Annotated in this window: 19 protein-coding genes; 5 read left to right on the top strand and 14 right to left on the bottom strand. The window is 68.5% G+C overall.

The window, feature by feature from the left end; translation table 11 throughout:
* Positions 1-17 precede the first annotated feature (17 nt).
* The 4 genes from dsbG to C1926_RS05935 all read left to right on the top strand — a co-directional run bounded on the left by dsbG (position 18) and on the right by C1926_RS05935 (position 6,547).
* Positions 18-857 carry a thiol:disulfide interchange protein DsbG gene (dsbG, locus tag C1926_RS05920; RefSeq protein ID WP_079222265.1) on the top strand — a complete coding sequence of 280 codons (840 nt, stop codon included), beginning with the start codon at positions 18-20 and terminating at the stop codon, positions 855-857.
* 515 nt (positions 858-1,372) lie between these two features.
* Positions 1,373-2,806 carry a DcaP family trimeric outer membrane transporter gene (locus C1926_RS05925; RefSeq protein WP_108758552.1) on the top strand — a complete coding sequence of 478 codons (1,434 nt, stop codon included), beginning with the start codon at positions 1,373-1,375 and terminating at the stop codon, positions 2,804-2,806.
* 79 nt (positions 2,807-2,885) lie between these two features.
* On the top strand, positions 2,886-4,238 hold the full coding sequence (gene adiC, locus C1926_RS05930; protein ID WP_108758553.1) for an arginine/agmatine antiporter: 1,353 nt from the start codon (positions 2,886-2,888) through the stop codon (positions 4,236-4,238).
* 20 nt (positions 4,239-4,258) lie between these two features.
* A complete protein-coding gene (locus tag C1926_RS05935) occupies positions 4,259-6,547 on the top strand; it encodes an Orn/Lys/Arg decarboxylase N-terminal domain-containing protein (protein WP_108758554.1) in 2,289 nt (762 codons plus the stop codon).
* A gap of 68 nt (positions 6,548-6,615) precedes the next feature.
* On the opposite strand, the gene C1926_RS05940 is transcribed toward C1926_RS05935, so the two are convergent.
* The 9 genes from C1926_RS05940 to C1926_RS05980 form a co-directional block, all read right to left on the bottom strand.
* Complete coding sequence (locus C1926_RS05940; protein WP_108758555.1) at positions 6,616-7,335, bottom strand: energy transducer TonB; 720 nt, start codon at positions 7,333-7,335, stop codon at positions 6,616-6,618.
* Positions 7,328-8,128: a ChaN family lipoprotein gene (locus C1926_RS05945; RefSeq protein ID WP_108758556.1), complete on the bottom strand. Its 801-nt coding sequence runs from the start codon at positions 8,126-8,128 to the stop codon at positions 7,328-7,330. The genes C1926_RS05940 and C1926_RS05945 overlap by 8 nt, the downstream gene beginning before the upstream one ends.
* Positions 8,115-10,586, bottom strand: coding sequence for a TonB-dependent receptor (locus C1926_RS05950; RefSeq protein ID WP_108758557.1), 2,472 nt, complete (start codon positions 10,584-10,586; stop codon positions 8,115-8,117). The genes C1926_RS05945 and C1926_RS05950 overlap by 14 nt, the downstream gene beginning before the upstream one ends.
* Positions 10,587-10,650: 64 nt before the next feature.
* Complete coding sequence (locus C1926_RS05955) at positions 10,651-11,577, bottom strand: FecR domain-containing protein (RefSeq protein WP_108758558.1); 927 nt, start codon at positions 11,575-11,577, stop codon at positions 10,651-10,653.
* Positions 11,574-12,083, bottom strand: coding sequence for an RNA polymerase sigma factor (locus tag C1926_RS05960; RefSeq protein WP_108758559.1), 510 nt, complete (start codon positions 12,081-12,083; stop codon positions 11,574-11,576). Before C1926_RS05960 ends, C1926_RS05955 begins: the two co-directional genes overlap by 4 nt.
* 120 nt (positions 12,084-12,203) lie before the next feature.
* A complete protein-coding gene (locus C1926_RS05965; protein ID WP_108758560.1) occupies positions 12,204-12,749 on the bottom strand; it encodes a hypothetical protein in 546 nt (181 codons plus the stop codon).
* A 52-nt stretch (positions 12,750-12,801) separates the two neighbouring features.
* Positions 12,802-13,026: a hypothetical protein gene (locus C1926_RS05970; protein ID WP_108758561.1), complete on the bottom strand. Its 225-nt coding sequence runs from the start codon at positions 13,024-13,026 to the stop codon at positions 12,802-12,804.
* Positions 13,026-13,739, bottom strand: coding sequence for a glutamine amidotransferase (locus tag C1926_RS05975; protein ID WP_108758562.1), 714 nt, complete (start codon positions 13,737-13,739; stop codon positions 13,026-13,028). The genes C1926_RS05970 and C1926_RS05975 overlap by 1 nt, the downstream gene beginning before the upstream one ends.
* On the bottom strand, positions 13,736-14,509 hold the full coding sequence (locus C1926_RS05980; RefSeq protein WP_108758563.1) for a YggS family pyridoxal phosphate-dependent enzyme: 774 nt from the start codon (positions 14,507-14,509) through the stop codon (positions 13,736-13,738). The genes C1926_RS05975 and C1926_RS05980 overlap by 4 nt, the downstream gene beginning before the upstream one ends.
* A 74-nt stretch (positions 14,510-14,583) precedes the next feature.
* On the opposite strand from C1926_RS05980, the gene ptsJ reads away from it, so the two are divergent.
* Entirely contained in the window at positions 14,584-15,870 is a 1,287-nt protein-coding gene (gene ptsJ, locus C1926_RS05985; RefSeq protein WP_108758564.1) for a transcriptional regulator PtsJ, read from the top strand.
* A gap of 139 nt (positions 15,871-16,009) precedes the next feature.
* On the opposite strand, the gene C1926_RS05990 is transcribed toward ptsJ, so the two are convergent.
* The 5 genes from C1926_RS05990 to C1926_RS06010 all read right to left on the bottom strand — a co-directional run bounded on the left by C1926_RS05990 (position 16,010) and on the right by C1926_RS06010 (position 23,090).
* A complete protein-coding gene (locus tag C1926_RS05990) occupies positions 16,010-16,516 on the bottom strand; it encodes a hypothetical protein (RefSeq protein ID WP_079225274.1) in 507 nt (168 codons plus the stop codon).
* Between the two features lie 65 nt (positions 16,517-16,581).
* Entirely contained in the window at positions 16,582-19,692 is a 3,111-nt protein-coding gene (locus C1926_RS05995) for an error-prone DNA polymerase (protein ID WP_108758565.1), read from the bottom strand.
* Between the two features lie 6 nt (positions 19,693-19,698).
* The gene (locus C1926_RS06000) at positions 19,699-21,108 is read right to left on the bottom strand and encodes a DNA polymerase Y family protein (protein ID WP_079222253.1); all 1,410 of its coding nucleotides are present in this window, start codon (positions 21,106-21,108) and stop codon (positions 19,699-19,701) included.
* A 9-nt stretch (positions 21,109-21,117) separates the two neighbouring features.
* Positions 21,118-21,738 carry a translesion DNA synthesis-associated protein ImuA gene (gene imuA, locus C1926_RS06005; RefSeq protein ID WP_108746884.1) on the bottom strand — a complete coding sequence of 207 codons (621 nt, stop codon included), beginning with the start codon at positions 21,736-21,738 and terminating at the stop codon, positions 21,118-21,120.
* Positions 21,739-22,082: 344 nt separating this feature from the next.
* The gene (locus tag C1926_RS06010; RefSeq protein WP_108758566.1) at positions 22,083-23,090 is read right to left on the bottom strand and encodes a cyclase family protein; all 1,008 of its coding nucleotides are present in this window, start codon (positions 23,088-23,090) and stop codon (positions 22,083-22,085) included.
* Positions 23,091-23,114: the final 24 nt, after the last annotated feature.

The raw sequence follows: 23,114 nt of genomic DNA on the forward strand, positions 1-23,114 counted from the left end.
TTCCCTTTGGAGTTCACATGCTGTCGATTTCCCTGCGCACCGCGCCTGCGGTCCTGATCCTGCCGATGCTGCTGGCCATTACCGCCTGCAGCCAGGCACAGACGCCGCCGGCCAAGACGCCTGCCGGGACTGCTGCAGCAGCCCCTGCGGCAGGCAAGGGTGAGCGTCCTGCGGTGCTGAAGGGCATCGAGAAGCACGGCTTCGAAGTCATTTCCGAGTTCGATGCGCCGGGTGGCCTGCGTGGCTTCGCCGGCGTGGTCGGCGGCCAGCAGCCGGCGGCGGCCTATGTCACCGCCGATGGCAAGCATGTGCTGGTGGGCAGCCTGTTCGATGCCGAGGGCAACGACGTGGCCGCCGAGGCGGTGGAGAAGCTGGTGGCCGCGCCGATGTCGGCCAAGATGTGGTCCAAGCTGGAAGGCAGTGCCTGGGTGCGTGACGGAAAGGCCGATGCACCGCGCGTGGTCTATACCTTCAGTGACGCAAACTGCCCGTATTGCCACAAGTTCTGGGAAGCGGCACGTCCGTGGGTGGATGCAGGCAAGGTGCAGCTTCGCCACATCATGGTTGGCGTGATCCGTGAGGACAGCCCAGCCAAGGCCGCAGCCATCCTGTCCGCGCGCGACCCCAGCGCCGCGCTGCTGGACAACGAACACCAGTTCGACCGGGGGGGCATCAAGCCGCTGCCGAGCATCAGCCGCGAAGTGGCGGGCAAGCTGGATGCAAACCAGGTGCTGATGGTGGAAATGGGCTTCCAGGGCACGCCGGGCATCCTGTTCCAGAATGAGCAGGGCAGCGTCGAACGCCGCGCCGGCCTGCCGCAGGGCGATGACCTGCAGAAGGTGCTCGGCCCGCGCTGAGGACGTTCCCGCACCGCAGTCGAATGACAGCAGGCCCGCATGGCAACGTGCGGGCCTGCTGCGTTCTGCGACAGTGCGGCTGGATACAGCTGCGCAGTAGGCGGTGCGGTTTCACTTGTGAATAGTGACTGAGATCAAGCATCGTGACTTGATCGCAATCAAGGCTGAAAACGACAGACCCGCTAGCCTTGACGCATGGATTTCAGCGTCAATACGACAGGGGCAGCGCCACGGAACTGGTTGGAGCAGGAGATTCGTGCGGCGTCATTCACGACACCCTCACTTCGGGCTTGCTACCCAGACGCCTGCGGTCGCCACCTCGCTGGCAGCGAAGCCGCAGTCGAGCCAGCCACAGAAAGAGCAGGGCGTTGTCATGGTCCTGTTGCCTGCAGCATGCAGGCTGCCTGCGGGCATCGACGCAGTACTCCGCAACCCAGCAACGGCAGGTCGCTGTCGGGAACGCGCAGGCGTCCCGCCCGGCAGAGCTCGGCAGGTGTTCATCCATGGAGGATGCAATGCGCTTGGCAGGACTGAGTCTGGCGTGCATGGCGGCGATGGCGGCAACGCCGGCCCATGCCGAAGAGGATGACGCGCAGGCTCTGCGGCGCGAGATCGTGACCCTGCGACAGGCACTGGAAGGCATGCAGCAGCGCCTGGACCGCCTCGAACAGCGCGAAGCCCTTGCCAGCGCGGCGACGACGGCGTCCGTTGCCCCGCCAGCCACCGCGCCCGTCACGTCAGTCGCGACGGCCGTGCTGCATCCCACCCAGGTGCCTGGCGTGGCATCGCCAGTGCTGCCACAGCGTGAATCGGTGGCCGATCCCTCCACTGCAGCGTCGCGCCCGGACAGCGCTGCGGGCCCGACCGATCCTGACCTGAAAGGCTTCTTCGCCATCCCCGGCACGGACACCGTCATCCGTATCGGGGGCTACGCCAAGCTCGATGCCATCGCCGATTCACGCGCGGCCGGTGATGAGGACCAGTTCATCCCCTCGTCGATACCGGTGGGCGGCAGCCACCGCGATGTGTCCAATTTCAACATCCACGCCAAGCAGACCCGCTTCAGCTTCGAGGCGCGGCGGCCGACTACGCATGGCAACCTGCGCTTCTACCTGGAAAACGACTTCTTCGGCAGCAGTGACGGCTACCAGTTCCGCCTGCGCCATGCCTATGGCCAGCTCGGCAATACCTATGCCGGTTACGGCTATTCCAGCTTCATGGATGCCGACAGCCTGCCAGACACCTTGGACTTTGCCGGGCCTGGCGGCGCGGGCTATCTGCTGGTGGCCGGCATCCACCACAGCTTCACGATGGGCAGGGGCAATACACTGACCCTGGCTGCCGAGGATCCGGACACCGAGCTGGCGGGGGCCAGCGAGACGCGGGCGGCCGCCAACCGTCTGCCCGACGTCAGCGTTACCGCCCGCATGGAACGCGACTGGGGCCATCTGCAGCTGGGTGCGGTGGCGCGCAGCCTGGCCTATGACGGTGAGGGTGAGCGCGACCGGCGCGTGGGCGGTGGCCTGCAGCTGAGCGGCTCGGCGGCGGTGGGCGAACGCGATCTCCTGCTGTTCGGTGTGCTGGGCGGACGCGGCCTGAGCCGCTATACCGCCGACCTCACCGGTTCTGGCCTGGATGCAGTGGTCGATGCCACTGGGCGGCTCGATGCGCTGGACCTGCACGGGGGCTTCGTCGGCTACACCCATTACTGGTCCGGGCTGTGGCGCTCGAACCTGATCTTCGGCCAGCTGACGCTGGAGCGGAACCGCGCGCTGGACGCCGATGCGTTCCGCGAGAGCCGCTATGGCGTATTCAACTTGATCTGGAGCCCGGCACCGTCGTGGACGATGGGCATGGAGCTGCTGTACGGACACCTGGAGCAGCAAGGTGGCGCGCGCGGCGACACCGTCCGTGTACAGGGCAGTCTGCAATACAACTTCATCAGATAGCCGCCGGCGCGGTCGACGCCAGCGCAGCCAGTCCCCATGCCCGGTGCTGCCGGGCCAATGCCAGCTTCAGGAGAGTGTCATGGCAGAAGCAAAGAAGATCGGGGTGGTCGGAGCCACCTTCCTCGTCGCCGGCAACATGATGGGCTCCGGCGTATTCCTGTTGCCCTCCAGCCTGGCGAAGATCGGTACCGCCTCCATCTGGGGCTGGCTGATCACCACGGCTGGCGCGCTGCTGCTGGCCTTCGTGTTCGCCAAGCTGGGCAAGCTGGCACCCAAGGCGGGCGGCCCGTATGCGTATGCGCGTGACTGGTTCGGGCCCTACATGGGCTTCCAGACCAACACCATTTACTGGTTCGCCAACTGGATCGGCAATGTCGCCATCCCGATCGCCGCCGTCGGCTACTTCAGCTACTTCTTCCCGATCCTGTCCGAACCACTGGTGCGCTGCATTGCGGTGCTGGCGCTGGTGTGGGCGCTGAGCTTCGCCAACATGATCGGGCCGGCCTTCGTGACGCGGGTGCAGACGGTCACTACCAGCTTCGCGCTGGTGCCGATCCTGGGCATCGCGATCTTCGGCTGGTTCTTCTTCGATGCGGACATCTTCAAGGGCGCCTACAACGTGTCGGGTGAGTCTAACTTCGGTGCGATCTCCAGCGCGGCGGCACTGACGCTGTGGGCCTTCATCGGTGTCGAGTCGGCCTCGGTGACCGCTGGCGTGGTCGAGAATCCGGAAAAGAACGTCGCCCGCGCCACCCTGGCCGGCGTGTTCTTGGCCGCCATCGCCTACATCGCCAGTTCCTCGGTGATCATGGGCATGGTGCCGAATGCGGAACTGCAGATGTCCGATGCCCCGTTCGCGCTGGCGGCAGCCAAGGCCGTGGGTGGATGGGGCGGGGCGCTGGTCAGCCTGTGCGCCTTCGTCGGCGCGGCCGGCTCGCTTGGCGGCTGGATCCTGCTGACCGCGCAGAGCGCGAAGGCTGCCTCCGATGACGGCCTGTTCCCGAGCATCTTCAGCAGGACCAACAAGGACGACGTGCCGGTAAAGGGCGTGCTGATCGTGGCCGTGCTGATGACCCTGGCGGTGCTGGTCACCTCGACGTCGGAAACTGCATCGGCGCAGTTCGATGTGATCACGTCGGCTGCCGTGGTGCTGACCCTGCTGCCGTACATCTATTCGTGCGTGGCCTGCTACTTCGTGGTCGAGCGCTCGCACACCCTGGTGCACACCGGTGCGTTCTGGACCCTGACCAGCCTGACCGTCGTGTACTGCCTGTGGGCGATCTACGGTTCGTCGGGAAGCATCGTGCAGTACGCCTTCCTGTTCGTGCTGTTCATCACGGTGTTCTATCCCTTCTTCAGCGAGGAGCGCCGCCAGCAGCGGCAGCGCGCCCGTGATGCATCGGCCATCGCCGCCGGCGCCCAGCGTTCCTGAGTTCGACAAGGAGAATCAACGTGTACTTCAAGTCCCTGGATTACCCGGTCATCGTCATCGACAACGACTACGAGTCGCCGCGCATCGGTGGCATCCTGATCCGCGCGCTGGTGGAGGAACTGCGTGGCAACGACCAGCGCGTGCTGTGCGGGCTGAACCTGGACGATGCGCGTGCCGGCGCGCGCACCTACGTGGCGGCTTCGGCAGTGCTGATCTCCATCGACGGCAGCGAAGAGGTGGACGGCGAGTTCCAGCGCCTGACCGCGTTCCTGCGCGAACAGAGCGCGCGTCGTGCCAACCTGCCGGTGTTCCTGTACGGCGAACGGCGCACCATCGAGAAGGTGCCGAGCAAGCTGCTCAAGCATATCCATGGCTTCATCTTCCTGTTCGAGGACACCAAGAGCTTCATCGCCCGGCAGGTGATGCGCGCGGCCGAAGACTACATGAAGAACCTGCTGCCGCCGTTCTTCAAGGCGTTGATCCACCACGCCGCCGAATCGAACTATTCGTGGCATACGCCGGGCCATGCCGGTGGCGTGGCCTTCACCAAATCGCCGGTGGGGCGCGCGTTCCACCAGTTCTATGGTGAGAACACCCTGCGCAGTGACCTGTCGATCTCGGTGCCTGAACTGGGCTCGCTGCTCGACCATACCGGTCCGATCAAGGATGCCGAGGAAGAGGCTGCGCGAAACTTCGGTGCCGACCATACGTTCTTCGTCACCAACGGTACCTCCACCGCCAACAAGATTGTCTGGCACGGCACGGTGGCCCGCGGCGACGTGGTCTTCGTTGACCGCAACTGCCACAAATCATTGCTGCATGCGCTGATCATGACCGGTGCCGTGCCGGTGTACTTCACTCCCAGCCGCAACGCCCACGGCATCATCGGCCCGATCAGCCTGGACCAGTTCACCCCCGAATCACTGCAGCAGCGCATCGCCGCCAACCCGCTGGCCAGCCAGGCCTACATCGCCGGCTCCAAGCCGCGCATCGCGGTGGTTACCAATTCGACCTACGACGGGCTGTGCTACAACGCCGAGAAGATCGCCGATGAGATTGGCAGCGCCGTCGACTACCTGCACTTCGATGAAGCGTGGTACGCCTACGCCGCGTTCCATCCGTTCTACGAGAACCACTACGGCATGGCCAAGGGCAAGCCGCGTGAGCAGGATGCGATCATTTTCACCACCCATTCGACACACAAGTTGCTGGCGGCTTTCTCGCAGGCATCGATGATCCATGTGCGCAACTCCGCACAGCGCAACCTGGACGCCGAGCGCTTCAACGAGTCGTTCATGATGCACACCTCGACCAGCCCGCATTACGGGGTGATCGCAGCCTGCGACGTGGCTTCGAAGATGATGGAGGGCGATGCCGGCCGTTCGCTGGTGCAGGAGATGCATGACGAGGCGATCGCCTTCCGTCGTGCGATGCTGCATGTGCGCGACGACCTCGGGCGCGAGGACTGGTGGTTCAGCGTGTGGCAACCCACCCAGGTCGAGCGCAGCCTGGACAAGGGCGATACGCCGGCGCCGCTGGTGGCCAAGCGTGAAGAATGGTACCTGCAGCCCGATGGCCATTGGCATGGCTTCGAGAACCTCGTCGACGACTACGTGCTGATCGACCCGATCAAGGTGACCCTGTTGACCCCGGGCCTCTCGATGGACGGCAGCATGGGCAGGCTGGGCATTCCGGCGGCGGTGCTGAGCAAGTTCCTGTGGAGCCGTGGCATTACCGTGGAGAAGACCAACCTCTATTCGGTGCTGTTCCTGTTCTCGATGGGCATCACCAAGGGCAAGTGGAGCACCCTGGTGACCGAGCTGATGGCGTTCAAGGAGCTGTATGACCGCAACGCGCCGCTTGGCCAGGCGCTGCCGGCGCTGGCTGCCGACTATCCGGTTGCCTATGCCGGCTGGGGCCTGCGTGACCTGTGCGACGCGCTGCACGCGTTCAATCAGGAATTTGCCGTGGCCAAGGTGATGCGCGAGATGTATGTGGATCTGCCCACCCCGGTGATGACACCAGCCGATGCCTACAACCATCTGGTGAAGGGCGAGATCGAGCGGGTCGACATCGAGCAGATCAGTGGCCGTATTGCCGCGACGATGCTGGTGCCGTACCCGCCGGGCATTCCGACGATCATGCCGGGTGAGCGTTTCGGTGCCAGCGATGAGCCGATCATCCAGTCGCTGCGGATTGCCCGCGAGCAGAATGCGCGTTTCCCTGGCTTCGAGTCGGATGTGCACGGGTTGATCACCGAGCACGACAGTGGTGGCGTGTCGTATCGGGTGGAGGTGCTGAAGGCCTGACGCGGAGGTAGAGTCGAGCCCGCTCGACCGCTGTGCACGGCAGTCGAGAAAGCCAGAACCTGCATCGGCTATCCCTGGTGCAGGTAGTACTCCACGGGCACCACCAGTTCCTGCGGCGCGTTCATCTCATCAGGAATGGGCGGCAGCGGTTGTGCGCGGCGGAAGGTCTGCAGCGCGGCTTCATCCAGCAGTGGCTGGCCGCTGGACTGCTCCAGGCGCAGGGCAAGCAGGCTGCCTGTGCGGTCCAGGCTGACCCGTACCCAGGCCGTGCCCTGCTGGCGCCGTGCGCGCGCGGTGGCGGGGTAGAAGCGATAGCGTTGCAGTCGCGCCATCAGCCGGGCCTCCCACTGGTCGCTGGCGGCGCCGGCCTGCAGGTCCGCAGGGGGGGCGTCCGGTGTGGGCGGTGCTGCGGCGACCGAGGCCGTGGCCGGTGCGGCGTTGGTGCTTGCGGCAGGCGGCGCAACCAGCAGCGGTAGGCGACCGCTGCCACCGGTTTCGCTGGCTGCGCGTTCGCCTTCGCGCGCGGCCGTGGGCAACGGCGGCGGCGGCGCTTTGCTGGGCTGCGGCGCACTGGCCTGCTGCGCCGGGCGGGGCGTATCGGCGTGGCGCTCCTCCACCGGCTGCGGCGGCGCGGCCGGTGCCAGCAGGCGCAGGCTGATGCGCATGTCCTGCTCCGGTGGCGGCAGTGCCGCCGGGGTCACCACCCAGTGCACGAGCAGCAACAGCGGCAACAGGTGCAGGCCGACGCTGATGGCGACGGCCTGCCAGTGGCCGCTGCGCTCACTCATCGGCGGTCACCCACAGCAGATCGGCGTCGCCAACGTCGAGGGTTTCGCCCGGCGCGGCCAAGGCGATCACCAGTGCCGGCGTGGCCGGCGGCAGGTAGCCGGGCACGCCGGTGCCACGCAGCACGTGCCAGCGGCCGGCGACCAGCAGGGCGGGTGCGGGCGACGTTGCCAGTACCTGGGCCATGCGCGTGTCGCGTGCCTGCTGCACGGCAAGCATGCCCTCCAGCATCGGCGCGGCCCCGGCATGCTGGGCCAGCACGACTGCTGACAACCGCTGCCGCGCGTCGGCTGCCGGGAACCGGACCGGCTCAGTCGATGCCAGCAGCGCATCGACTTCGGCACGCGACAGGTTGCCGCCGTGCAGGGCAATGCCTGCAGCGCAGGCGTCCTGCACAAGGCTGCCATACGCCTGCCAGGGCCAGCGGCTGTCCCAGCCCAGCAGTTCCTGCAGGCGGCTGCCGTCGGCCCGGTTGCCCTTGGCCAGCCAGCGTTGCACGCGCTGCAGGCGCGCCTGGCGTTCCTGCGCGATCATCTCCAGCACCAGCGCGCCCTGTGGCCGCTGCCGCTGCAGGGCCGCGAGCAGCCAGCGCTGCGCGGCGTGGTCGGCCTCGACATCGTGGCGCTCGCCCAGCAGCACGCGCTGCGCCCCGGCCACGCGCTGCGTGAAGCCTGCCTCATCCAGCGCCTGCCCAGTGGCCAGGTCGATGACGCGTCCCGGCATCGGCTGCGCCCCGGCCATGCCCGCCAGCGCGAGCAGGCACAGCAGCAGCCAGCGGCGCTCAGAACGCCACATTGATGCCCATCGAGACCGTCCGTCCACGGCCGTTGCCGCGATCCAGGATCGGGCTGAAGATGCTGTCGATCGAGGCATTGTTGTCATAGGCTTTGTTCTGCAGGTTTTCGATGTTCAGCCACAGCGTGGTATTGGCCTGGGGCTTGAAGCTGGCGTAGAAATCCAGCAGCACGCCGGTGCCGCCGGTCTTGCGGGTCTGGAAGAAGTCGTAGCCTTCCTCGGTGGGGCCGGAGTACTCGGCACGCACGCCGGCCTGCACGCGCTGCTGCCACCAGCTGCCACCCACGTCCAGCGTCCAGTAGCGGTCGGGCAGGGCGGTGATGTCTTCCAGGTTGACGTATTCGATGGTGGGCGCGCTGGTGTGCGACCGTGTCCAGCTCAACGTGGCGTGGTAGTGCTCGCTGGCGTAGTGGGCTTCCAGTTCGATGCCCCGCATGCGCACGATGCCGGGCTGGTTCATCCAGCGGGTGGTGGTGGTGAAGTCATCGGCATCGAGCACGTCGGTCCAGGCGCTCAACTGCTCGTCGCTGTCGATGGCCACCACCCGCGGCGCCACTTCCGGCGGATGCACCACCAGCAGGTACTGCGGCTTGATGTAATCGCGGATGCGGTTGTCGAAGCGGGTGACCCGCAGCTGGGCCAGGTCGCCGTCGACCAGCAGCGAGTCGGTACTGAGGTTGGCGCCGAACTGCAGGTTGCGCGAACGCTCGCGGCGCAGGAACGGGTTGGCGCCCACGCCATCGGCGTCGCTCATGCCTTCCAGCGGGATCTTCTCGAAGAACATCTCCTGCACGCGCGGCGCGCGCGAGGTCCGCGAGGCTTCAACGAACAGCTGCAGCCAGTCGTTGGCCTGCACCGAGAAGGCGAGGCTGGGGCTGAGCGCATGCTGGGTGCGGCGCACGTCGATGTCGCCGCCGCCGATGTCCGCACACTGGCCTGGCACATCCGAACAGACCGGGATGTGGCCGCTGATGCCATACCGTTCCTGGCGCAGGCCAGCGGTCAATGCGTAGCGGTCATGCTGCAGTTCAAGCGTGCTGAACACGCTGTCCAGCTGGCTGCGGCCCTGCGGGTTGGCGCCGCGCAGGGTGGGCGTGTCGGCCACGAAGATGTCCGACTGGTGCTTGATGCCGGTGTTCCAGCGCGCCTGCAACGGGCCGATCTCGAAGCGGCTGGTGTTGTCTGCGGTCCAGCTGCTCAGGCTGCTGTGCGTGCGTCGGCCGATGTAGCTGGAATCCTCCACCGGCGGGTAGTACAGATGCGTCTTGTTGCCGGCGAAGGTGACGCGCACGTCCAGCCACGGCGTGTAGGGCGTGTAGTGGTAGCTGGCGCGCTGGTTGCGCGCGGAAATCTGCCACGGGTAGTTGTGGTAGAAGTCGTTTTCATAGTGCATGTGGCTCAGGTCCAGCCGGTGCTGGTCGCTGGGCTGCAGGCGCGCCTTCAGCAGCCAGCTGCTGGGTTGCTGGCTGGCCGGGTCGGCGCTGTTCTTCTGTCCATTGGCGGTTGCGTATTCGCCGCTGCGGCTGCTGCTGGCCGCTGCCAGCAGTCCGAACTGGCGGTCGCCACCGTCCTCGCTGTGGCGCCAGGCGCCGGCGAACGTGCGGCCATCGCCGTAGCCGTTGTTGCCGTGGCGGTAACCGGCGCGCAGGCCCCAGTCGCGGCCTTCGGCCAGCAGGTCGTCGATGTCCAGCGTGCGGAAGTTGGCACTGCCGGCCAGCGTGCCGGCGCCGTCAGCACCGGCCACCGCGCCGCGCTGCACGTCAACGCCGGCCAGCAGGAACGGATCGACATAGGCGAACGGACCGCCGGAACCATGCCCGGCGTTGTTGCGGAAGGTCTGGGTCACGCCGTCGATCATGGTGTTGACCCGGCCGGCGCCGGTCATGCCGCGGATGTTGACCTGCAGCCCCGGCTGGCTGCGCGAGTGGAAGCTGTGGCTGCCGGGCATCGAGCGCAGCAGGCTGTTGCCGTCCTGGCGCTCGGCCATGGCAACGCGCTCGCTGCCGACCTTGGGGGTGAAGCCGTCGGCGAGGGGGGCGACGTACTGGCTGGTGCCGGCACCGGCAGCCGGCCCGCGCGAGGTGTCGCTCTGCACGCGCAGCGGACCTGTACGGCGGCTGCCGTCGTCGCGCTGGGGCGGCGCGGGTTCCAGGGTGGCATGGCGGGCGTCGATGAAACGCGGCCGCAGGGGGCTGCCGGCCAGCAGGCGGGTCAGCGCCTGGGCGTCATCGAAGTCACCCTGCAGGGCGGGGGCCACATGGCCGGCGGGGAGTGCGGTGGCCATCACCAGATCCACGCCCGTGAGGCGGCTGTAGGCATCCAGTGCCTGGGCCAGCGGCTGCGCGGGCAGATCGTAATGGCGTGTCGCTGCCTGTGCGCGGGCGGGTGCAGGCAGCAGTGGCAGGGCGCCGGCACACGCCAGCGAGAGGGCAAGAACGAGGGGGCGGTGGCACAGCATCGAAGGCTCCAGGGGATGACGCAGGGCGTCGTTCACCTGGGTAGACGCGGCGGCAGGGCCGATGTCAGGGTGCATCGCGCGGTTCGTCGTGCGGCGCCACCCAGACCTGCACGTCACCGGGCAGGCGCAGCACGCGCACGTGCAGCTGCGTGGCCAGCTGGTCACGGCTTTCGGCAGCGCCATCGGCATTGCCGAGCAGGGTCACCGGTTGCTGGCGGAGTGCGGCGCCGATGATCCAGGTGTGGCCGCCGTGCCAGGCATCCAGCCCCTGTGCGACCTTGGCCAGCGGTGCCGAGACCCAGTGCAGGCGTCGCTCGCGCCACGCCAGTGCGCCGCTTTCCATCTCAGTGGCTGCGCTCGTGCCATTGCCATCGAAGCGCATCTGCTGGCCTTCCTCCGCCTCGGCGTGGCCCGGGCCGCTGTCCACCCGTACCGTGTGCTCGGTGACGGCGACCCTGCTGGCGTGCTCGTCCACGGCGACATCGAAGGCGGTGCCCAGCGCGGTCACGGTGCCGTGGGGTGTGTGCACCTGGAATGGCCTGCCGGTGTCGGTGGCGACCTTGAACCAGGCCTGGCCGTGCTGTAGCTGCAGCTGGCGACGCGTGCCATCGATGCGCACGTGTACCTCGCTGCCGGGCGCAAGCTGCAGGTGCGAGCCATCAGGCAGGAGTTCGTCACGGATCTGTCCGGCGGCCGTGCGCACCACCTGCGCGGCGGGTGGGGTCACATGGCGGCTGTACAGGCCCAGCGCACACAGCAGCAGGACCGCGATGCCGGCGTCGCGCAGGCGGCGACGCTGCCGCCGCTGCTGCTGCCGCTGCATGCTGGGCAGGCCCGTGCCAGCCTGCCAGAGCGCCTGCAGGTGCTGGTACTGCGCGGCGTGGCGCGGGTCGGCCGCATACCAGCGGTCGAAGGCGTTCTCGTCGCGGTGGCCGTCGTGGCCATCCAGCCACCAGCGGGCGGCTTCCTGAGCGATGGCGTCGTGGCTCACGCCTGCGGTACCTGCTGCACGGCGACCAGTGCACGCAGCAGGTGGCCGTGCGCGGTCTGCCGGGTGATGCCGAGCAGGCGACCAATCTCGGCCAGCCCCATCTGCTCCACCCGTGCCAGCAGGAAGACCTGGCGCGACCGCGCCGGCAGGGCGGCGATGATCGCGTCGAGATGGCGCAGCTGCTCGGCATCGAGCAGGCGCTGTTCGGGCAGCGGCGCGGGGTCGGCGATGGCCAGCAGCTGGGCGTCGTCCAACGTTTCTTCGCGACGGCGCGTGCGCTGCCGGTAGTGGTCGGCGATCAGGTTGTGGGCGACGCGGTACAGGTAGGCGCGGCCGTTGCCCAGCAGTCCGCTGGCCGCGACCTTGATGACGCGCAGCCAGGTTTCCTGGACGACGTCATCGGCGTCGCTGCGTTGCGGGAGTTTGCGGCGGACGTGGGCATGCAGCGGCCGGTAATGGGCTGCGCACAGATGCGCGACATCCGTCGGTTCGACAGGCGTGGACACAAGGCGGGCGGGGGCAGTGTGGAGGAACAGCCCGCGGCGGCAAGGGCAGCGGCTGCACCTTACAGTAAAGGAGAATCATTTGCATCATCGCGGTCCGGCGAGGTGCGGCCGGGCGCCCGGTCAGGGGCCGCGGCTGGCGCTTCGCAGCTGCAGCAGCAGGCGGTGCGCCGGGAACGTGCGCAGCGTCGGGTGCCGGGATCGGTAGTACGCGTTCCAGTAGCTCGCTGCGCGCTGGATGCAGCGATCCACGAAGGCAGGGTTCGCTCGGACCAGGGGCAGGTAGGCAGCCAGGCCAATCTGCTGCGCCTGCTGTTCGACGGCTACGGCGATCTCCTCGACGTACTCGCCGAGCAGCGCAAGGTGGAAGGCCAGGACCCACGGTGCCGATGCCGCGCCCAGCGTTTCAAGCGCGTGCTGGCGCAGATGGCCGTCCGGGTGGCGCGTCGCCAGGCAGAGGCACAGCAGGCGCGCGTCGCCCTGCAGCGAGGAGGCGAGGCGCATCAGGCGCGTGCCATCGGCATAGAGGCGGCAGGGGAAGCGCAGCGCTTCTCCGTCGAGCTGGATCTGGTGCTGGGCAAGGTTCGGGTGGGGCGTTGCCTCGATGCGGCGCAGGCGGTGCTGCAGATCCGTGGCGATGTCGCGCAGATGGGCGGGTACGTCGAGCATCGGTCGAGTATCGCCGCCCCCGGCGGCCGGGCCAATGGCCAGGCCAGGCCGTTCAGAGTGGCCGGTACTGGATCTGTGCCGCCAGCACGCGCAGGCCATCGGCGCCACTGGACAGGATGCGCTCCTCGCCCACGCCCTTCAGGCGCTGCAGCTGGAAACCTTCTTCGGCGGGCAGGCGCGCGGCGAGGGCGTCCAGATGCTGCAGGGCGCCTGGGCCCTCGCAGTCGAACTGGCCCCAGTACTGGCCGTGGCGGTGGATGGTCAGGCGGTAGTGCATCACGGGGTCTCCGGCAGGTGCTGCAACCACTGCGCGAACATGGCGTTGGCTGCAGCGGCCAGTGGCGCGCCATAGCGACGGGCCTGCGCGCGCAGGTCGTTGGGGTCGATGCCGGCCTGGGCCAGTTCGAGGGTGTGGCCGATCAGCCAGCGCTCGAACTGGCGCGCATCCAGTTCCGGATGGCATTGCAGGGCAAGGGCATGGGGGCCGACGGCGAAGGCCTGGTGGCGGCAGGCCGGCGTGCTGGCCAGGCGCTGCGCGCCCTCGGGCAGCTCGAAGGCTTCGCCATGCCAGTGCAGCACCGGGATGCCCTGCAGGGCCTGCAACGGCGAGCGTTGGCCGTCTTCGGTCAGCAGCAGCGGGGCAAAACCGATTTCCTTGCCGCCACTGGCCGCGACCGTGGCGCCCAAGGCGCGCGCCATCAACTGCGCGCCCAGGCAGATGCCCAGCGTCGGCCGCTGCTGCTGCAGGCGGCGTTGCAGCAGGGCGATGCTGTCGGCCACGAACGGGTAGAGGGCCGTGTCATTGGCGCTGATCGGGCCGCCGAGCACGACCAGCAGGTCCGCGTGTTCGGCGGGCTCCAGCGGATCGACGCCGGCCTGCAGTACCTGCACGGCCCAGCCCTGCGCGTGCAGCAGGGGCTGCAGCGTGCCCAGGTCTTCGAAGGCAACGTGCTGCAGCACGACAGCGTGCCTGCCGGCAGCGGTCGTCATGCGGGTTCCCCGGCGCTGGGCCAGTAGAAGCTGTCCGGTGTCGCGCGCGCGCCGAAGATCGCCTGGCCGACGCGGACCACGGTGGCACCTTCTTCGATGGCGACCTCGAAATCACCGGACATGCCCATCGACAGTTGCGACAGATCGATGCCCGCCGGTGCGGTCTGCTGCAGCTGGTCGCGCAGTTCGCGCAGGCGCACGAAGCAGGCGCGTACGCGTTCGATTTCGGGGGTGAAGATGGCCAGGGTCATCAGCCCGCGCACGCGCAGGCGGTCGAAGGCGGGCAGCTGCTGTACGAAGGCCGCGACGGCATCCGGTTCCAGGCCGTACTTGCTGGGTTCGGCCGAGGTGTTCACCTGCACGAACACATCCAGGACGCGGTCTTCCAGCTGCAGCCGTTGCTGCAGGGCCTCGGCCACGCGCAGGCTGTCCAGTGCCTGGAATTCGCTGGCGAAGCGGGCGACATAGCGGGCTTTGTTGGTCTGCAGGTGGCCGATGACCGACCAGTGCACGCCGAGGTCGACCATCGACTCGGCCTTGCGCTGGGCTTCCTGCACCTTGTTCTCGCCCAGCGCGTGGCAACCGGCGGCCACGGCCATGCGGATGCGGGCTTCGTCGACGGTCTTGCTGACCGGCAGCAGGCGCACGCTGGCCGGGTCGCGGCCGGCGCGGCTGCAGGCCGTGGCGATGCGTTGGCGCACGGTGACCAGGTTGGCAGCGATCTGTTCGACGGATTGGGCGACGGGCCAGTCGGCGGCGGCAAGGGGCATGGGGGACCTCCAGTGCGGGTGGCCAGGGTGGGATACACTGGCACAGGACAAGGCTTAGTTTGGCATAGGACAAAATGAAAATCACCGGGCGTAGCGCCGAGGCCATCTTCGACAGCATCCGTGAGGGAATCGGCAGTGGCCAGCTGGCGGCGGGCAGCGTGCTGCCGCCGGTGCGTGAACTGGCCGAGCGGTTGGGCGTGAACCGCAATACCGTGGCGGCCGCCTACAAGCGGCTGGACGGTGCCGGCCTGGCCAGCACTGCCGGCCGCCGCGGCACGGTGGTGCGCGGGCCGGCACAGGCCATGGCCCGTGAGGGCAGCGCCCCAGGCCTGGCCCTGCGCGACCTGGCGGGCGGCAACCCGGACCCGCGCCTGCTGCCGGCGTTGCGCCTGCAGGCTGCTGCCCCCCGGCTGTACGGGGCAGACACGGTGGATGCGCGGATGCAGCGCCTGGCCCGTGCCTCGCTGGACCCGCATTGCCCGGCCGGCTATGCGCTGGAACTCACCCATGGTGCGGTGGATGGCATCGAGCGCCTGCTGGCGGCGTGGCTGCTGCCGGGCGACCGTATCGCCGTGGAGGATCCGTGCTTCCTCGGCAGCCTGAACGTGCTGGCGGCGGGCGGGCATGCGGTGCTGCCGGTGGCGGTGGACGCGCACGGCATGCAGGTGGAGGCGCTGCGCGCTGCGCTGGAGGCTGGTGCACGGGCGGTGCTGCTGACCCCGCGCGCGCACAACCCCACCGGCGCCAGCCTGGATGCGAAACGGGCGCGGGCGCTGCGCCAGCTGCTGGCGGGCTACCCGCAGGTGGCGGTACTGATCGACGATCACTATGCGCTGCTTTCGCAGCAGCCCTACCACTCGGTGCTGCCGGCCGATGACCGCCGCTGGGCGCTGCTGCGTTCGCTGTCCAAGGCGCTGGGACCGGATCTGCGCCTGGCGTGGCTGGGCTGCGACGCCGCCACCGCCAGCCGTCTGCGCCTGCGCCTGGCTGCCGGTACGGGCTGGGTCAGCCATCTGCTGCAGGATGCGGCCAGTGCCGTGCTGGAATCGGCGCCGCAGCGGGCGAAGATCACGGCGGCGGGCGAGCGGTACCAGCAGCGGTTGCAGTCGCTGCAGGCACAGCTGCGCGAACGCGGGATGCAGACGCCGCTGTCGATGGAGGGGCTGAACCTGTGGCTGCCACTGCCGGATGACAGCCACGCGCACGTGCTGGCGCTGGCCGCCCGCGGCTGGCATGTGCGCGGGGGTGAAGTGTTTGCGGTGGCGGCGCCGGCACATGGGCTGCGCATCACCTGCGCGGCGCTGGGGACGACCGAGCTGCGCAGGCTGGCCGATGACCTGGTGGCGGTGTGCGGCTTGTAGCGTCGAGCTTGCTCGACTTCGTTTGGATTGTAGAGTCGAGCTTGCTCGACTGGCTTCTGCCAACAGAAGTCGAGCATGGCTCGACTCTACAGAAGCGGAAGTCGAGCAAACTCGACTCTGCAGAAACATTTCCAGGCGATCAGGGCGCGGCGTTGGCGCCCGGCCGCACGTAGTAGGTCTGGCCGGTGTCGTCCAGGAACACCAGTTCCGGCTTGCCCTGCCACGAGGTAAGCATGGCGCCGGTGTTGTTCTGGTGGCGCACCATCAGGCTGGCACCGCGATCGGGATTGGCCACGACCTTGAACACTTCAGTGGTGCCACTGGCATCGTCCAGGGTCAGCAGTGCTTCGCCACCTCGGTCGCTGGTGCCATAGGCGCCGCGTTCGGAACCGTCCGGCCCGAGCAGGATCATGCCCGACAGTGCGGTGGCACGCGGGCTCTGCGGTTTGCCCTTGCTGAGCGGGTCGGGCACGGGAGCGCCGAGGATGACGCGCGCCTGGCCCTTGTCATCGTGGATGACCAGGCCACGGGCTTCGATCACCCGTTGTGGCGATTGGCTGTGATGCAGGTTCCAGGCGGTCCAGCCGGAAACGAGCAGGGCGAGGGTCGAAACCCCCAGCGTGGTCAGCATCAGTGCGCGGGCCATCGTTCGTCCTTCCTTGGATGTGCCGACGATAGCGGATGCAAAAGCGGATGGGTAGGGCCGGCCGGTCAATGGAAATCGCGGCTGTGGCTGCGCAGGCCCTGCAGCAGTTCGTCCAGGCACAGCATGCGCTGCACGATCACGTGCTGCACGCCATCGACGCGTTCCAGGCGGCCGTCGATCTGCATCAGCTGGGTATCGACCAGCACGCGGTGCTGGCGGTCGGCCACGTGCCGCCAGACCACGGCGTTGACCATGCCGGTCTCGTCTTCCAGCGTGAGGAACGTGACGCCGCTGGCGGTCTGCGGGCGCTGCCGCATGCGTACCAGTCCGGCGATGCGGACGCGGCGGCCATGGCCGTGGCCGCCCAGCTGTGCAGCGTCCAGGCACCCGCGGCTGCGCAGTTGCGCGCGCAGGAAGCTGATCGGGTGGCGGCCGAGCGTGGTGCCGGTGCTGCGGTAATCGGCCTGCATGTCTTCCCACGCACTGGGCAGCGGCAGCGCCACGCGTGCCTCGGCGGTGGCACGGGCCTGGTCGAACAGTGGCAGCCGGTTTTCCACGCCGGAAATATCCCAGCGCGCACGATGGCGATGCCCGCTGAGCCCACGCAGCGCGCCGGCGTCGGCCAGCAGCCCCTGCTGGCGGCGGTCCAGCCCGGTGCGCTGGCACAGGTCGCCGACATCGTCGAACGGGCGCCGCGCGCGCTCGCGCATCAGCGCCTGCACGGCGGTTTCGCTGCAGCCATCGACCAGGCGCAGGCCAAGCCGGATCGCCGCCGGGCCCTTGCTGAAATCCAGGGTGCAGTCCCAGTCGCTGTGGCGCACGTCCACCGGCAGCACCGTGATGCCATGCCTGCGCGCGTCCTGCAGCAGCTGGTCGGGGCTGTAGAAGCCCAGCGGCTGGCTGTTGATCAGGCTGGCGGTGAATGCAGCCGGGTGGTGGCACTTCAGCCAGCAGCTGGCATAGGTGAGCAGGGCGAAGCTGGCCGCATGGCTCTCGGGAAAACCATAGCTGCCGAAGCCCTTGATCTGCTCGAACAGGCGCTCGCCGAACTCCAGGCTGTAGCCGCGGTCGAGCATGCCGGTCAACAGTTTTTCGCGATGCGGCTCCAGCCCGCCATGGCGTTTCCACGCGGCCATCGAGCGACGCAGTGCATCGGCTTCGCCGGCACTGTAGCCGGCGGCATCCACGGCCAGCTGCATCACCTGTTCCTGGAACAGCGGCACGCCCAGGGTGCGCGCGAACACGCGTTCCAGCTGTGGCGGATAGAGTGGGTTTTCCGGGTCGTTCAAGGCTTCCGGGCCCTGTTCGCGGAGGATCCGCCGGCGCTCCAGGTAGGGGTGCACCATGTCGCCCTGGATCGGCCCCGGGCGCACGATCGCCACTTCGATCACCAGGTCGTAGAAGGTGCGTGGCTGCATGCGCGGCAGCATCGCCATCTGCGCGCGCGACTCGATCTGGAACACACCGATGGTTTCCGCGGCGCAGATCATGTCGTAGGTAGGGCCATCCTCGTCTGGAATCGCATCCATGCGCCCTGCGTGCAGGCCGTGCTGCTGCAGCATGGCCAGGCACTTGCGGATGGCGGTGAGCATGCCCAGCGCCAGGCAGTCGACCTTCATCAGGCCGGTGGCATCGAGGTCATCCTTGTCCCACTGGATGACGGTGCGCCCGGCCATGGCCGCGTTTTCCACCGGTACGAGGGTGGACAGCGGGTGTTCGGAAATGACGAAGCCACCCGGGTGCTGCGACAGGTGGCGGGGGAAGTCGATCAGCTCTTCGGTGAGTGACAGCAGCCGCCGCATCAGCGGCGTGTCCGGATCGAAGCCGCGTTCGCGCAGGGTGTCCGGCAGCGGGATGTTGCCGCCCCAATGATCCATCGCCGCGCCCAGCTCGTTCACCTGGTCCATCGGCAGGCCGAGCGCACGGGCGACATCGCGGATCGCGCTGCGGCCGCGGTAGCTGATCGCCACGGCGGTCAGCGCGGCGCGCTCGCGGCCATAGCGGTTGAACACGTACTGCAGCACTTCCTCGCGGCGCTCGTGTTCGAAATCGATGTCGATATCCGGCGGCTCATCTCGTTCATCGGAAATGAAACGCTCGAACAGCAGGTTGCTGCGCGCCGGGTCGATCTCGGTGACGCCCAGCACGAAGCACACCGCCGAATTGGCTGCCGAGCCGCGCCCCTGGCAGAGGATCTTCTGCTCGCGGGCGAAGCGGACGATGTCCTGCACGGTGAGGAAGTAGGAGGCGTAGTTCTTCTTGGCGATCAAGGCCAGTTCGTGCTCGATCTGCTTGCGCTGCGCCGGCTGGATGCCCCACGGCCAGCGCTCGGGAATCCCCTTTTCCACCAGCGCACGCAGCCAGCTGTCCGGGGTCTCCCCTTCGGGCACCAGTTCGCGCGGGTAGGTGTACTGCAACTGGTCCAGGGTGAAGTGGCAGCGCTCGGCGATGCGCAGGGTCTCGGCCAGCAGTTCGGGCGGATACAGCCTGGCCAGGGCGCTGCGCGGGCGCAGGTGGCGCTCGCCATTGGGAAACAGCCGCCAGCCGGCTTCGGCCACGCTGCAGCGGTGGCGGATCGCGGTCAGCGTGTCCTGCAGGGCGCGGCGGCGGCGCACGTGCATATGCACATCGCCGCTGGCCACCAGCGGCAACGCGTGGCGTTCGCCGAAGGCCTGCAGCTGCTGCAGGCGGCGCACATCGTCGTGTTCGTGGTGCAGTTCCACCGCCAGCCACAGGCGGTCGTGGAAGGCGGTGCGCAGCGTCAGCAGGTGGCTGGCATCGGGCTGCCGGTCCAGCCACAGGCACAGCAGGCCCCCGGCCAGGCCGTGCAGGTCTTCGCGCAGGCAGCGGTATTCGCCCTTGCCCGCGCGCCGCCGGCAGGTGGTGATCAGCTGGCACAGGCCGGCATAGGCATCCTGGTCGGTGCACAGCAGGGCGATCTTCGGCCCGTCCTCGACCTGGAATTCGGCGCCGACGACCAGCGCCACGCCGTGCGTCTTCGCCGCCTGCCAGGCCCGCACGATGCCGGCCAGCGAACACTCATCGGTGATCGCCAGGGCGCGGTAGCCCTGGCCGGCGGCGCGCGCGAACAGCTCGTCGGCGGTGGACGCGCCGCGCTGGAAACTGAAGGCCGACAGGCAGTGCAGTTCGGCATAGGCAGGGGAGGTGGCGGTCATGGCGGTTCAACCGAACCAGCCGTGCAGCATCCACGGTGCATGTGGGTCGTTGCGCGGGCGGAAGGCCCAGCCGCGCTGGCCGTGCGCGGTCTCCACCACGTAGTAGTCGCGGCGCGCATCGGCGTGGTCCCACCAGCCCGATTCGATCCGCTCCGGCCCGGCGACGATGCGCAGGCGCGGATCGCGCAGTGGCTGCGGTGCCTCCAGCAGCCAGCCGGGGCGCAGCGGCCAGTACGCAGGGGGCTTGGCCGCCGGCTGGGTGCCGCTGGCACATTCGGGGCGATGGTCGGCCTGCACCGCCAGTGGCTGCACGGCATCATCGCCAAGGCGCGCCCGCAGGCGCTCGCGCAGCTGGGTCCACGGCATCGCCTGCGCCGGGCGGGTGTCGAACAGATCGCGTGCGGCCGGCACGAACGGCGGCAGGTGTTCGGCCTGCAGGCGCAGCGCCCGGCTGCCGGCAGGCAGGGCGAAGGCCTCCATGCGGTTGCGGGCGATCTCGAACAGCAGCGCGGCATCGCGTTCGGGCGCCAGCAGGCCGATGGTCAGCACGCTGGCCGGCAGCAGGTCGTGTTCGAAATACAGGTCGAAGCGCTGCACGCCGCCATCGCGCGAACACAGGAACGCAGCCAGATCCAGCAGCAGGCGGCGCAGCGGAAACAGCAGCGCCTGGCTGGATTCGATCTCGTACTCGAATTCGATGCGTGCATCGAAACGGTCGGGAGGCTGGTAGTAGCGCAGTGGCGCGGTGGGCAGGCCGCGCAGCGCATCCAGCTGCTGCAGCACATCGGGTGCGAAGCGCCGGGCCAGGCTGTCGCGCGGCAGTTCGAGCACCGCGCCCAGCGTGCGCAGGCCGGAGCGGCCCAGCACGGTGACCGCCTCGGCGGGCAGCCCGCAGCGTGACAAGGGCAGCGGCGCCAGCAGGGCCGGCAACTGCTGCGCATCGATGCCCAGGCCGTCGTGCACGTTGGCCAGCACGCGCGCGGCATGCGGGGTGGGCGCGGCCACCAGGCGGTGGCGGAAGCCCAGCTCGTGCAGGCCATCGCGCAGGCGTTTCTCGATCTTCAGCCAGTCACCGAACAGGGCACGGCTGGCGCCGATTTCCATCACCAGCGCATGCGGAAAATCGAGGCTGACCTGCGAACTGTAGGCGTAGGCCCAACTGGCCAGCAGCTGGCGGGTCTGCTGCTCGGCGCTGGGGTCGTAGTCGTGCAGCTGCATGTCCTGCACCAGCACCTGTGCGGCCGACAGCAGCATGCCCGGGCGCAGGCCGGCCGCGCGTGCTGCCGGGCTGACCGCGCGCAGCACGCGGCGCTGCGCCGGCCCCTGCAGCAGCACCAGCGGCCGCTGCGGGTCCGGCTGCAGGCGCAGCACGCTGTCCAGCGCCAGCTGCGGCAACAACAGGCAGGCCCAGTGCATGGCGCGGCCTCAGTGGGCAACGGCCAGCGGCAGCGGTTGCGCCGGTGGCAAGCCGCCGCGGCACTTCAGCACCCGCACCTGGCCGTGGTCGAGCTGCAGGCGCAGGCTGGCCGGCGAGGGATTGCGCGCAGCGCGCACGTCGCGGAACACGAAGCCCAGGCACTGGCCGCTGTCGGCGGCGACCTGCAGGCGGCGCAGCGAGCGGTCATCGGCCTGCTGCGGCTGCGGCCAGCACAGCACCGCCGCACAGGCGGCCGAGCGCAGGCATTGTTCGGCCGCCCACAGCGCCTGCTTCGGCGTGGCGTGGATGATCTGCAGCTGGGCCAGGTCCAGCCCGGCCGCGGCCCAGGCCGGGGCGTGTGGGCGGTAGGGCGGGGCGACCAGCACGATGGGCCGGTCGCGCTGGCTCAGCCTGGCCAGCGCCGGCCAGACCAGGGCCAGTTCACCCACGCCGGGGGCGTCCTGCAGTACCTCGCACAGGCCGCTGGCGGGCCAGCCGCCGCCGGGCAGGCGGGCATCCAGCGCCGGGTGGCCGCTGGCCAGATGGTCGCTGGCCGGCCCATTGCGCGCCGGGCCACGCCACAGCTGTCGGCCGTCCAGCAGGCGGTCGAGCGCGACGACGGCACCCATCAGCCGGTCCCCCGGGGGAGGGGCCAATCAGGCTGGAAGCGACAGAAATGGACGGAAACGGCTGGCATGGAGCGAGTGTCGGCAGACCGGCATCAGGGGCTGGGACCAGACATGCTACTCGCCTTGTGAGTAGAATTACTAATGAAATTGGAGGGTCGGGTTTCAGGTTGCTGAAGCGGTAAAGCATCCACGCATGGCGTGGATCTACCGGGCCGATGAGTAGATCCACGCCATGCGTGGATAGAGAAAAGGCGACCGAATCGGTAGATCCACGCCATGCGTGGATGGGCAAAAGTGCGCCGCCGACCCAGGCCGGCGGCTACCCGCTCATCGGTGCTGCCTGGTTACGGGTGGACCGGCAGCGCAACCGGACGCAGCGGCGCGGCATCGCCGCCGCGGATCTTCAACGGGCCGCCAATGAAGGCGAACTCGTAGACCTCGTCGCGGGCCAGTTCGTCCAGCGCCACCAGTTCGATGATCGGTGCGCCCTGCTGGGCCAGCAGGTAGGTGTGCAGCGGCACGTAGTCGTCGGATACCTCCGAGGGGAAGGTCTCGAAGCTGAGGTTGTCGGCACCGACGATCATCGCGCCGCTGTCCTCGACCAGGAAGCGCGCCGCGTCCAGGCCCATGCCCGGCGGGTTGGCCATGTACGCCTTGGGCTGTTCGAACAGGCGCATGCGGCCGGTGCGGATCAGCACGATGTCACCCTGCTGCAGCTTCACCTTCTGGCGAGCCAGCGCTTCTTTCAGGTCCTGGCGGGTGACCCGGTAGCTGTCCGGCAGCATGTCCACGCCCTTGGCCCCGGCCACGTCGATCAGCACGCCACGCGCGATCAGCGGCGGGAATTTCTCGATGCCGGTGACGTTCCAGCCACGATCGCCGAGATGCTGGTCGGCCTCGAAGCCGTTCCAGATCTTCCCATGGATGCCGAAGTGGTTCAGCGCATCGATGTGGGTGCCGGTGTGGCTGTACATCGAGAATGCGGTGCCGGTGTAGCTGCGGGTGAGGTTCATGGTCTCGCCCACGCCCATCGGGTCGTCCATCACCGTGCCGCGCGGGGTATGGGTCATCCAGAACTGGTAGTGCGGGTCACCGGCGTCCTGCCAGCTGGGCATGCCGACGTAGTACTCGGTAGCCAGGTCATAGGCCTTGCCGCCGCTGACCCGCGACAGGATCGCCGCGCGCGAAGCCTCGGTGATCAGGTTGAGGCGGCCGATCTCATCCTCCGGCCCCCAGGGGCTGGTACCGACCTGCTGGCCGGAGGGAACGCGTTCATGCGCATGCACGGTGGTGGAGGCGGCGGTGCCGGCCAGCAGCAGGGCCAGCGCGGTGGCCAGGGGACGTGGGGTCATGGGGAATCTCCTTGCAGGGTGGGG

The organism is Stenotrophomonas sp. ZAC14A_NAIMI4_1, assembly GCF_003086915.1.
In the GTDB taxonomy this organism is placed as follows: domain Bacteria; phylum Pseudomonadota; class Gammaproteobacteria; order Xanthomonadales; family Xanthomonadaceae; genus Stenotrophomonas.